6 protein-coding genes are annotated in these 13,110 nt (G+C 35.9%); 1 reads left to right on the top strand and 5 read right to left on the bottom strand.

Annotated features, from left to right (window positions below; translation table 11 throughout):
• Positions 1–36: 36 nt before the first annotated feature.
• From KMW28_RS04810 to KMW28_RS04790, 5 genes are all read right to left on the bottom strand, one after another.
• Positions 37–3,024 carry a two-component regulator propeller domain-containing protein gene (locus tag KMW28_RS04810; protein ID WP_183363904.1) on the bottom strand — a complete coding sequence of 996 codons (2,988 nt, stop codon included), beginning with the start codon at positions 3,022–3,024 and terminating at the stop codon, positions 37–39.
• 148 nt (positions 3,025–3,172) lie between these two features.
• Positions 3,173–5,377, bottom strand: a complete 2,205-nt coding sequence (locus KMW28_RS04805; RefSeq protein ID WP_169664373.1) for a beta-glucosidase — start codon at positions 5,375–5,377, stop codon at positions 3,173–3,175.
• Positions 5,378–5,451: 74 nt separating this feature from the next.
• Entirely contained in the window at positions 5,452–7,068 is a 1,617-nt protein-coding gene (locus KMW28_RS04800; protein WP_158297669.1) for a RagB/SusD family nutrient uptake outer membrane protein, read from the bottom strand.
• A 25-nt stretch (positions 7,069–7,093) separates the two neighbouring features.
• Entirely contained in the window at positions 7,094–10,159 is a 3,066-nt protein-coding gene (locus KMW28_RS04795) for a SusC/RagA family TonB-linked outer membrane protein (RefSeq protein ID WP_084005854.1), read from the bottom strand.
• 516 nt (positions 10,160–10,675) lie between these two features.
• Complete coding sequence (locus tag KMW28_RS04790; RefSeq protein WP_066209823.1) at positions 10,676–11,041, bottom strand: hypothetical protein; 366 nt, start codon at positions 11,039–11,041, stop codon at positions 10,676–10,678.
• 596 nt (positions 11,042–11,637) lie between these two features.
• Here KMW28_RS04790 and KMW28_RS04785 point away from each other — a divergent pair.
• Positions 11,638–12,939, top strand: coding sequence for a Y-family DNA polymerase (locus KMW28_RS04785; protein WP_066209825.1), 1,302 nt, complete (start codon positions 11,638–11,640; stop codon positions 12,937–12,939).
• Positions 12,940–13,110 lie beyond the last annotated feature (171 nt).

Raw genomic sequence — 13,110 nt, 5'->3', positions numbered from 1 at the left:
ATCTTTCCAGGAATTTAATTTATTACTGAGCCATTTTCAATACCTGGAAATTATCTTCGTTAAGGATTTCCTATTCTGAATCCCCATCTTTTTTCTAATTCTATAGCGGGCAGTCTCCAATGTTCGAACACTAACATTCATTAAAGTAGCTATTTCTTGATTCGCTAAGTCCATTCTTAAATAAGCACATATTCTAAGTTCGCGCTTACTTAACTCTGGGAACTCCTCTTGCATTCTCTCCAAAAAGTTATCGTGCGATTTATTAAACTGGTGCTCGAATGTATCCCAGTATTCTTGGTTTTCAGAATCCTTATTGAGCTCTTTTACCAAAGTCTTTACTTTTCTTCTATCTGTTGTGCTCATGTCACTGGAGATTTCTACCAAACGAGTCTGCAGCTGCTGAATACTTTGGTTTTTATGCAGATGATTTAAAGTGATGTTCTCCAGTTCTGATTTCGTTTTCTTTAACTCCAATTCCAATTGCTGATTCTGAACCTCTACTTTTTCTCTTTCCGCTTTCATTTTATCCACTATATATTGCTTTCGGATATAAGAAGCTCGGTTTTTTTGCAAGAAATAAAGGAACACCAAAGACAATAAGAATAGCACCATCTTAAACCAGACTGTTTGCCAATAAGGGGCTTTTACAATCAGTTCTACTTCTGCTCCTTCCTTATTCCATACATTATGATTATTGGCTGCTTTTACCTTAAAAGTATATTCCCCCGGAGGAAGATTACTGTAAGTCGCTACCCTAGCGTCAGAAACAGGACTCCAATCTTTATCTAACCCTTCCAGCTTGTAAGTATATTTATTTCGTTCTGTCTCTGAATAATTAATACAGCTAAATTTGATATTGATAGTCGATTGATCTTTATCCAATACAATACTTTTCTTTTTCGAAATCGACTCTATATGCAATTTGTTTTTGTTGTTGGAAGATGCCTCATTGTCCAATACTTCGATATCTGTGATATACACTGGCGGAACGTCTTCATTTTCTTTTAGATTATCCGGATTGAAATAAGTGATCCCTTTTGTCCCTCCAATACCAATTTCATCTTTATCAATATGAATGATCGCTCCATAATTAAAAGAGTTATTGTCAACATAATTACTGACCACCTTAAAAGTATCCAAAAACATTTTCGAGATATATTTCTTCGAAATGAAGATCAAGTTTCCTCTACTATCAATAGTCAGATCTAATAATGGGAGTTCAGGAATATTGTCTTTACTATCAAATACTCTAAATGACTTTGTTTCTGGCTTGTACATCAACAAACCTCCTGTTGTGGCAATCCATATTCTCCTAAAATTATCTTCAACAACTGCTCTCACATAACTAAACCCACGGTTTTCAGCTATCAGGTCTTCCATCAGAGTATAGTCCCAAGTATCATTTACTGAATTATATACTACCACACCTCCGTCGGTACAAAACCAGATGTTTCGTTTAGAATCTTCGAAAATATTATAGATGTGCTTTTGGGCCGATTGATGATACTTTAGTGGAATAGATTCTATTTGATATTTATCAGGGTCATATTTTGCAATACCTCCTCCCAAAGTGGCGATCCAAGTATTTTTTGATTGATCGGTAAGGATTGACCAAACATGATTGATCGGTAGCTGCGACTTCTTCTCATTATTTTTGATGTTCCTCACTTTATTATTCTGAATATCAAAAACATTTAAACCTTGACTATACGTACCGATAAGCAAGTTTCCATATTTATCTTCTGCTATCGATTTACATACTTCTTGGGATTCACTGTCGAAAATTTCATTTCCTTTTTCATCATAATGAATAAATACATCCTCATTTTCTGTCATTTGATGCAAACCGCCCCAATCCGTTCCTACCCATTTTCTCCCTTTTGTATCTTTATAAATACTTAAAATAGGTTTGTTCGGCAACGATTGTGGATTACAGGTGTTGGCGCTTACCCTCCTAAAGAAGTTTTTCTGAGAATCGTACTTTTCTACCCCTTCCAAGTAAGTTCCTAACCAAACATTTTTCTGTCTGTCCCTGTACAGCGACCAAAGTACATCGGAATTTAAGGATTCCTCTAGATTAGAATCTTGAGTGTATGCCTTGAAGGTTTTATTTTTTACATCAAAAATATTGAGACCCTTACCATCTGTAGCTACCCATAGCTCGTTATCTACTTGAATTATATCTCTAATATTATTGCTCGACGGTCCTTTATTTCCATTCCCGGCAAGATAAGTGGTGTATTTTCCTGTTAGTAAATTATATTCTGATAACCCTCCGTTATTACTTCCAATATACAGTAAGGTATCCTGAAATATGCATAGATTCTTCTTATCGTTATCTTCAAAATTAGATAAGTTAAGATCTGTGTATTCTATTTGTTGATATTTTTTATTGATTTTATTGAAGACCGTAAGCGTACGGTTTCCTGTTGCCATCCACACTCTATTCCATTCATCTTCGACAATATCAAATATATTCCCATCGTGGTGATCAGTGTTATTGTACTTCTCTGGAAAGACTTTTTGATAATCACTTCTATCTTCATTTAATATCGAGAAGCCATTATCAGTTCCTATCCATATTTGGTTTTGCTTGTCTTCCATTATCTTAAATACAGAAGAACTGTTAGGAATATTTTGCTCTTCGCTTCCTCCAGCTAAATGACTAAAAGTATTGGTTTCGGGATCGTAGATACTTAATCCATTATTTAATAAGCCGATCCATATTTTTCCACTATGATCCTCATACATAGAAGTAATCATATTTTCACTTGGCCCTAAACTTTTATCGGTTTGCCGTTCGAAAAGCTTAACATCGTAGCCATCAAATCGAAATAATCCGCTGTGCGTACCAAACCAAACGAAACCTTTAGAATCCTGAAGAATTGATGTAACAGATGCCGTAGATAACTTACTTTTTTTACCAATATGCTCAAATTGCAATCGTTGAGTATGCTGAGCAAATGATATAGAATTTATGAGTATTAGTACAGTTAATGAATAGGTTTTTATAAGTTTAATCATTGTGTTAGTTCTAGTTTCCATTTCTCCGTCTCTAATTTCGAAAATAATACCATTTAAGTCTATTAATCCACTGTAAATTTTTTACTTATAAAAAACACTTCCCGATTAAAAACCGGAAAGTGTTACTATAAACTTGAATTTCGATAATTTATTCTATCTGTTCCACTATTGAAAACTTAATTGATTTTCTAATATTATCAGAAGAATTCCCTACATGAAGCAGGTAATCTCCAGGTTCTAATACCCAATCTTTCATTTCCTCATCATAATATCTCAAGCTGAGTACATCCACCTCTCCTTTCACTTCTTGGGTATCTCCTTTTTTCAACTCCACTTTACTGAAAGCTTTCAATTCTTTTTTCGCTCTCATGACTTTCGACTTCACCTTTTCCACATAAAACTGAACGACTTCTTTTCCTTCCAACTCTCCAATGTTCTTTACATCACAAGAAGCGATTATTGTCTCTTGTCGGTTGAACGTTTTCTTGTTTAATGTTACGTTCGATATCAAAAAGTCTGTGTAGGATAAACCGTAACCGAATGCATATTTTGGCTTAATTTTCTTCGTGTCGTGCCATCTGTATCCCACAAGAATATCATCTTTATATTCCTGATTAATACTATCACCCGGATAAGACATTTTTCCAAAATGATGTGCAGAGTTGTCTTCCAATTTCTTAGGGAAAGTAAAAGGCAATTTCCCTGATGGGTTTACATCCCCTACAATTACGTCTGCCAATGCGTTTCCTCCTTCACTACCTAAATACCATCCCTGAAGCACTGCTCTAGCATTTTTCTCCCATTGCATCTCCACAGCGTTTCCACTGATAAGCACTACAACTATATTTTTATTTACTTTAGCTAAGTCGTTAATAAGGTCCTCTTGTCCGAAAGGAAGCTGATAACTCAGTCGATCTCCCCCTTCACAGTCTTGCTCATGATTCTTATTCAATCCTCCATAAAAAATAACTACATCTGCATCTTTTACTGTTTCCAGTGCTTCCTTCTTTAACTCCTCCTGGTCAAAAACTGGAGGTAATACCATTCCATATTGGGCTCTACCCGAAGAATATCCCATCGCATAAGTAATTTCATGATCAGGCAGTCTATTCTTCAACCCTTCTAAAGGTGATATTTCATATTTTGGTTTTAGTTCTGATGATCCTCCTCCCTTCGTCATCATTCGAGTGGCATTTTCTCCAATGATTGCAATCTTTTGTTTTTTATTGATATCCAATGGCAACAACTTTTCTTCATTCTTCAACAATACAATTCCCTCAGCTGCCACTCTTCGAGCCACCATTTGATGCTCCTTAGAATTTACACTTCCAAAAGGTCTTGTTTTATCCAATGTTGTTCGGTACATCAATCTTAAAATACGTCTTACTTTTTCGTCTACCACTTCCTCAGGTACCTCACCTTTTCTCACCAATTCCTTCATAGGCCCTGCCATGTAGTAGTTTTCGTAATGATTTACCTCAGAATAAGTTAAACCATTCGTACCTGTTCCCATCTCTATATCTAAACCGTACAAAGCGGCCTGCTTGCTATCGTGAGCAGCACCCCAATCCGTTATTAAAACACCATCAAAATTCCATTTCTTCTTTAATACCTCGTTCACCAAAAATTCGTTATGAGAACAATATTGTCCTCTTAACTGATTGTAAGCACTCATCACTGACCATACATTCCCTTCTTCAACAGCTGCTTTAAATGCGGGGAAATAGATTTCGTTTAATGCCCGATCACTTACTTCTACATTAATATGATCCCTCCATAATTCCTGATTGTTTGCCACAAAATGTTTTACACAGGCAGCGACACCATTTTCTTGCACACCTTTAATGTAAGGAACTACCAATTCTGAGGCTAAGTAGGGATCTTCACCCATGTATTCAAAATTTCTACCGTTCAATGGCGTTCTGTAAATATTTACTCCTGGCCCTAATAACACATCTTTGTTTCTATATCTTGCTTCCTCTCCAATGGCCTTTCCATATTCATAAGATAGACCTTTACTAAAAGTAGAAGCTAAAGCCGTTAAAGCAGGAAATGCTGTTATCGAATCGTTCGTCCACATCGAATACCCCCAATCATCCCAATTGACTTCTGCCCTTACGCCATGCGGACCATCCGACATCCATAGTTCAGGAATTCCTAATCGGGGAACGCCTTTAGAAGAAAACTTCGACTGTGCATGACACATAGCTACTTTCTCCTCTAATGTTAATTGAGCTATTATTTGATTTATTTCATCTTCAATTGCATCACTTTCTTGGGCGGTTAGGGTAATATGCCCAGAAAAACAAAATACGAAGAGCAAACACGCATTAATTAGGTTTATCTTTCTCATTATCAAAAAAACATTTCATATTAAAAAAGAGGGAGAGCAATTACTCTCCCCCGATTGTTCATCTATCTGCCCTGCTACCAGCCTTCGTTTTGCTTTAAGTTCGGATTACTTGATAATTCCTCTATTGGAAGTGGCAAGTAAGCGTTTCTCGGTTTGAATGTTCTAGGATCAGAATTTAATTCTCCGTCTTCCACTTTTTGATTTTCAAACTCTGAGAAAGCCGTTAAAACTTGTTCTAGTTTACCCCATCGACGTAAATCAAACCAACGATGTCCTTCGAACGACAATTCTGCAATTCTTTCGTATTCGATATCATCCATTGTAACATTAGAAACTAAAGAAGTATACCCTGCTCTTTGGCGAAGTTCATTGATGTATTTTGCAGCATCTCCACCTTGCCCCAACTTCACTTTAGCTTCGGCTGCCAACAATAGCACTTCAGGATATCTCATAATTCTCTCGTTGGTACCTGCCGAATATTCCCAATCTGGCTCAGCTCTCTCTGTAGTACGTGCATCGTACTTCATTCTTAAATACCCTTCGATTTGCCAGTTCTTTGTTTCTAACCCTTTCCAACGAACAGAATCAGAGGCTACAGGCTCGTATCCAGGACCTTTAGAAGCGATATACTCTTCATAAATTCCTCCTGGCTCGTAATACGTATTTTTAAAGTCTTCCCAAGAAATTACACTTTGATCTCTTCTTGGGTCGCTAGGATCGAATAAATTATAAATCCATTCTGTTGGATTTTGGAAACCCCATCCACCTCTGTTGATCGTATGTCCACCAACAAAGTCTCTTGGTCCACATAATACCATATTGATATTACTTTCTGCGATATCCGGATTCCAAGGGAAACCGTTACCGTAAGGGTTATTTGATCTAAAACCTAACTCAAACAACGACTCATCACTCCATTCTCCATCCACATGTAGTGCATCATCAAAATTCTGCACTAAAGAATAGTGTCCTGAATTAATTACCTCATTCAATAAATCGAAAGCTTCTTGGTAGTTTTCATCTCTGTAGATATATGTTTTTGCTAACAATGTTTGAGCGAATCCTCTTCCAATTCTCCACTTTTCCGGTTGCTCTTCTGGAAGCATTGTGATTGCCTGTTCCAAATCTAATTTGATTTGAGCATAGACTTCTTCCTGCGTACTCTTTTCTACATTATACTCGCTTCTCGCTTGTTCTTTTAATATTAAAGGAACATTCTTAAACATATTAGTAAGTTCAAAATACAAATACGCTCTCATTGCATAAGCTTCACCCACAATCGCTTCTCTTTCCCCAACAGGCTCAACTAATTCTATAATCAAATTGGCTCTGTAGATTGTAAAGTAATACGCTCTCCAAACATCTCTTACGTTTGGTGTAGACTCACTATTTGTGTACAAGTTGATTTGTTGTAACCAAGCCTGATCACCATTATCACCACCACCTGCATTGATCATATCTGATGGAATTGCCTTCAATAAACGAGGGCTTACATAATCCGTAGAGGCATATTGTCTTTGTAACTGTGCATATACTGCCACCAATGCCTGTAGACATTGCTCATCTGTCTTGTAGAAATCCTCTACCTTTACTGCTCCAGGTTGTTCAATTTGCACCCAATCTTTAGTACAAGAGGTACCAAGCATGAGGCAGAAAAAGAAAACCCATATATTTCTGAATATCATTTTCATTGTTAATTTCATTTTAGTTCCTACATTAGAATGCTACATTCAAACCGAACATCATTTTACGAGGTGTTGGATACACCCCTTTATCAATACCTAGTGCATTGGCATCATTATTACCTGCAATAGGATCCATACCTATATAATTCGTGAAAGTGAAGTAATCGTCCATTGAAACATACAGTCTAAGATTACTTAAGTAAAGTTTCTCTACGAATGATTTCTTAAAGCTATAACCTAACTGAATCTGCTTGATTCTAAAGAAATTAGCATCATGTACTAAGAAATCAGACTGATAATAATTAGAATCTGTTGTTGGACTTGGAAGTGATGCACCTTTGTTGTCTGGTGTCCAACGGTTTTCGTAGTAATGCACTAATGTATTTGTTTTTAAACGGTCTGGTCTGTACCAACCAATGACTGCTTGAGCACCTGCCTGACCTTGCATTACGATATTCAAATCAAATCCTTTATAAGAAGCGAAGATCTGACCGCCATAAGTAATGTCTGGATGAGGATCACCTAGGTAAGTTTTATCTGCTTCTGTGATCTCTCCATCACCGTCTAAATCTGCTAAGATGGGTTCTCCCGTTTCAGAATTTACTCCTTCACTTTTATATCCACGGAAATACCACATTGGATACCCTTCTTGGAATACAGTTGCTTGTTTCCAACCTGGACCAATCTCAGCCCCTGCGATAAATGGAGCCGGGTCATTCACCTTGATTACTTTATTTTTCAATGTGGCCATATTCAGGTTGAATCCATACTTGAATTCGTTATCGTGGTTATTGTATCCAATTACAATCTCCACACCTGTATTTTCGATATCACCTAAGTTGGTATTTGGTGCCCAGTTACCTACAGTTGCTGGTACCTGTGCTACTGCCAAAAGATCTTTTGTGATTTTTCTATACCAATCAATACCAAAGGATACTTTACCATCAAATGCATTTAAATCGATACCAATGTTGGTTTGATCTGATGTTTCCCAAGTTAAATCTGGGTTGGATAATACCGATGGCTCCGATCCGAACATTAATTCATTACCTGGAACAACTATATTGATATTTTCCGATACAATAGATGGTTTATACAAGAAGCGACCAGGAATAGATTTGATACTACCATTTTGTCCCCACGATCCACGAAGTTTCAAGTAGTCAATTACAAAGTCTTTCGGGAAGAATTCTTCGTTTGAGATATTCCAACCTGCCGAGAATGAAGGGAAGACACCCGATATGTTATTGTATGGTACCATCGCCGTAGAAGTAATATCGTTACGAAGTGTTGCCGTAAACATATATCTATTCTTGTAATCGTAAGAAACACGACCAAAGTAAGATACCATCTTGTTCTCATCTGTAAATGCGTTCAAGTCGTTGTTAGACTGACCTGTATAAGCATGCTCATTGTACAATGGATTGTTTACATTCATCGGACCAGAAGCTGATGTTAGTGTTCTTAAGAAGGATTGCTGAGCCGACATACCCACTGTTGCTTGGATAGTGTGATCGCCAAATGTTTGATCATAAGTGGCAAAGTTCTCCCACATCCATTGATGATAGTAGGTATTGTTATCAGTTACTCTTAGCGTATTACTGTTATTATCTGATCCTGACCAGAAAGGCATATCGTAGAAGTGCTCTCTTTCACCACTCCAATCAATGGATGGACGAGTAGTAATCGATAAGTTTTTAAATGGTTTCACTTCTAAAGCCATCACCCCTAATAATTTATCTCTTTGCGTACCGCCATTTCCTAAAATTTGCTGAACAAATGGGTTGGTTGCTTCAGATAAACCTTGGTTTGAAGTAGAATAATATCTGCCCTGCTCATCTTTATACATTGGGAAACCACTCTCGATCCCTAATTGTGTATTTGCATTTTCTTGCCCTGGCTCGAAAGCGATTGGTAACATCGGCTCAAGCGTTAAAGATGAAGCGATAATACCTCTATACTCATCCTGATCGGTTAGTCCTGATCTATTCTCTCTTGAATAGGTAAGATTGGTAGAGATACTTGCCCAAGGTTTTAATTCATGCTTTACGTTAAAACGAGCATTCAACCTGTCGTAACTGGCTTTATCTCCTCCAATTATACCGTCTTGTTCGTAGTAGTTTAGAGATGTATAATACGTTGTTTTATCATTTCCTCCTTGCATCGATAAAGTATGACTTTGAATAGGTGCATTTTCCACTACTTCTTCTAACCAATTCGTATTGTATCCTGTAGAAGTTAAAGGAGTGTACCCTGAATTCCCTTGGAACATCTCGTTTTGGAATTGGATGTATTGATCTGCACTTAATGTTTTCGGCAAGTTTCTTTTGTCTGCCGACTGAATACCATATCTAAAGTTATAAGAGATTTTACTCTCGCCTTTGGCTCCTGATTTAGTCGTCACTAAGATTACACCATTACCACCTTCAGAACCATAAATCGCTGCAGATGCGGCATCTTTTAGTACCTCAATGCTTTCGATATCCTCTGGAGCTAAGTCTGCAATTGAACCCGATTTTACTCCATCAATAATATAAAGAGGTTCTGAGTTACCATTCGATCCTGCTCCTCTAATTCTCACCTTGGCATCCGAACCTGGCATACCAGAGTTTGGCGTTAAAGACACCCCCGGTGTGATACCTGCCATAGCATCAGTTAATGTACCAGAAGATCTGTTTTGTAATAATTCGGTATCAACACTAGCTGTTGATCCTGTAATCAAACTCTTTTTTTGTACACCGTAACCGACTACCACCACTTCTTCTAGCTCTTTTTCGTCTATTTGCATGGTAACATCTACTTGTGTACGAGCCCCCACTTCAATTTCTTGCGTTTTATATCCTATAAACGAAACAGACAATACATTTTGACCACTGTTTAACTCGATACTAAATTTTCCATCAAAATCTGTAATGGTACCTATAGTAGTACCTTTAATTGATACGTTCACACCAGGTAAAGGCGATACTCCATCCGTATCTACCACCTTACCTTTTACTATTTTTTTATCTTGTGCACTTAACTGCGTGCTAAACAAGATGAACATTAGCAATGGCATAAACCAATGCAGTTTTATTCGTTGTTTTGTTTTTAACATCTCCAATAATTTTAGTTACTCTGAATAATTGAAAGCTGAGACGTTTGGTTTAAAGTGTTTTTTTTATCCCTCAGCTGAAAACCATATGTTTCATGCAACGGGTTGCATATAGATTAAAAAGTATGGTTTTTATCAAGATTAGGTTGTTGTAATAGTTTTCTAAATTTTCATAATTCAAATTTTCATTTCCTAGATTGAATAACATGTCGTTAGCTAATCGGCATATGCAAGTATCAAAAATATCTTAAAAAAATGTCGCAAAATGTACGTCACTTTTTTACACTCCCAATACACACTTATTACACATTTCTATTTTATATTACTGATTTTAGGAGACTTAACACTAAAACTGCAATTCACTTTTTATTCGTAAAAAATACATTTTATATCAATTGAATTAAAAAAAGTATCAATTGATAAAATTTTGATGATGAAAAAAATCAAATAAAAAAAAACTTCATCACTCTAATTAATGAGTGATGAAGCTTCTATATATATGAAATATAATTACTTCTCTTAGTTGTTATTAATATTACATGTTTCCAACAGAATAATTCTGTCCATATACATATTAATTTCGTTTTCAACATTGTAGTTTAAATCTTTATCAAATTGAATGGCTACAAGGCGATCCAACTCTTTTTGTAACTCTACAAGTTTACTTTTTAATGTTACTCTTTTTTCTATTGCTTCAATAATTGCTTCGCTGTGCGGCATATTTTGATTCACAATAAAGTCTTTTAAATCTTTTTGATCATCGTATGATAAACCATCATGAGCAACTTGAGCTAATCGTAATCCTTCTACAAGATCCGCATTAACACTAAACTCTTGAAACTTTTCTTTTAAAACTTCTACAAGGAATGATGATGAGATATTCATAGTTCAATAATTTTAAGCAACAACGATTGTGTGAATTTTTCAGACTCTTTACAATATTTTAAACTACATCTCATTCGTTTGTGTTCGCTTTATTTGTTTGTGTTAACAAGACAGTTTTGTTTTTACTTGTTTAAATGAAAGCCTTTATTAAAAAACTTCTATCTAATTAACTTTATAAGACCTTTATCTAGTATATCGCTACATAATTTTTTTTCTATCACCCTAAAAGTGAGGTACAAAAAAAAGAGCTCCGAATATCAAAGCTCTTTTCCAACCCAAAAACTAACTATTTCTCATTGCTATAGTCTTTAGATACTCCCTCCTGAGAGGGGATCAATATTTTTACGTCCTTATTACTAAGGCGATTTATTCTCTCATTACATATCTAATACACCTAACTATTCTCCCCCCCTACTTTTTATATGTTAAAAGAATGTTAAGGATGTATTTTTTTCTTTTCGAGATAAAAAAAGTGGAATTGAACTAGTAAAACAACTATTTTGTTAATTATATAAACTTAAAATGATTATTATTCGATCATTTTATTAAATTTGAGCATAATAAATGGTACTTTCTGATATTTCAATAAATAAAAAATGGGAAAAGAAGATATTTTTGGTAGACAACAAAAAAAATATGCCCTAGTAGACTGTAATAGTTTCTACGCTTCTTGCGAAAAAGTATTTCGACCAGATTTAGCACACCGACCTGTTGTGGTACTCTCTAATAATGATGGCTGTGTAGTTGCAGGCAGTAAAGAAGCAAAAAAGCTAGGGTTAAAAATGGGTACTCCATTTTTTAAAGTAAAAAACATTATCCACAAACACGACGTTGCTGTTTTTTCTTCTAATTATGCCTTATATGCTAGCCTCTCTAAGAGAGTAATGAGTATTTTAAAACAATACGCCCATGCCATAGAAGTCTACTCTATAGACGAAGCCTTTCTCGACCTTAGTCAGACAGAAGGGACAGAAGAAATTGGACAAATAATTAAAGAAAGAGTCATGAGGGAAACAGGTATTCCTGTGGCTATAGGTATTGCCCCTACCAAAACTCTCGCAAAATTAGCCAATCATGTCGCCAAAAAAGACGATCGCTTTGATGGGGTGTGTGAATTTACTTCTTTCGAAAATGACAAAAAATATATGGCCCATTGGCCTGTGGACGAACTTTGGGGAGTTGGTAGGCAACACACTAAATCGTTAAACGAATTCAACATTCGTACAATTGGTAGTTTTATGGATCTTCCCGAGGGAAAAATCAAAAAGCAATGGCACACTCCTGTTTGGCGTATCTATAAGGAACTTCAAGGCATTCGAATGAATTCCTTCGTAGCACATGTCCCTAAGAAAAAAGGGATAGGTACAGCCAGAACCTTTTCCAAACCTCTAAGTGATTGGAAAAGATTAAAAGAAATCGTTGCAGGTTTCGCTGCTATGGTCGCCGAAAAACTCAGAAAACAAAATTCTTGTACCAAACGAGTGTCTGTATTTGTAAGTACCGATAAACATAGAGAACAAAATCCCTATTACGGGTCCAAAGGAACAAAACTCGATATACCTACTGATGACACCGCCACATTAATCAAGGTACTTTTGCCATTATTAAAAGATATTTATAGAAAAGGACACAATTACAGAAAGGCTGGAATTTATGTAATGGACATTTGCCCCAACTATTCAAGGCAACTTTCTTTAGAAACATCGTGTACTTCCCAATACCTTACACGGAGAAGTAACTTATTATCCACTATAGACAAACTAAATAACAAGATGGGTAAAAACACTGTAGTCTTCGGTACACAACGCATTGCACACCGTAATGGGTTCGACATGAAACAAGAGCATAAATCACCTAATTTTACTACACATATCGGTGATTTTCTAAGTGTTAGATAATCTTAAATTGATTAAACAATCGTAAATAAATGAAACCCACTCACGAAGTGTTAAGAATAGTTTACAAACAAAAATGTATAGGTTATAGAGTGTAAATTACTATTTGATAATCTTAAAAAATGAATTAAATATCACATGAATACATTTTTTTCAATGAATCTTATTGTTTTT

This window comes from Flammeovirga yaeyamensis (assembly GCF_018736045.1).
In the GTDB taxonomy this organism is placed as follows: Bacteria; Bacteroidota; Bacteroidia; order Cytophagales; family Flammeovirgaceae; genus Flammeovirga; species Flammeovirga yaeyamensis.
This window is presented reverse-complemented; position numbering and strand designations above follow the sequence as displayed.

Coding starts and splice junctions, on each gene's coding strand:
- KMW28_RS04810 (WP_183363904.1), bottom strand. CDS start 3,024: ATGATTAAACTTATAAAAACCTATTCATTAACTGTACTAATACTCATA.
- KMW28_RS04795 (WP_084005854.1), bottom strand. CDS start 10,159: ATGTTAAAAACAAAACAACGAATAAAACTGCATTGGTTTATGCCATTG.
- KMW28_RS04805 (WP_169664373.1), bottom strand. CDS start 5,377: ATGAGAAAGATAAACCTAATTAATGCGTGTTTGCTCTTCGTATTTTGT.
- KMW28_RS04785 (WP_066209825.1), top strand. CDS start 11,638: ATGGGAAAAGAAGATATTTTTGGTAGACAACAAAAAAAATATGCCCTA.
- KMW28_RS04800 (WP_158297669.1), bottom strand. CDS start 7,068: ATGAAAATGATATTCAGAAATATATGGGTTTTCTTTTTCTGCCTCATG.
- KMW28_RS04790 (WP_066209823.1), bottom strand. CDS start 11,041: ATGAATATCTCATCATCATTCCTTGTAGAAGTTTTAAAAGAAAAGTTT.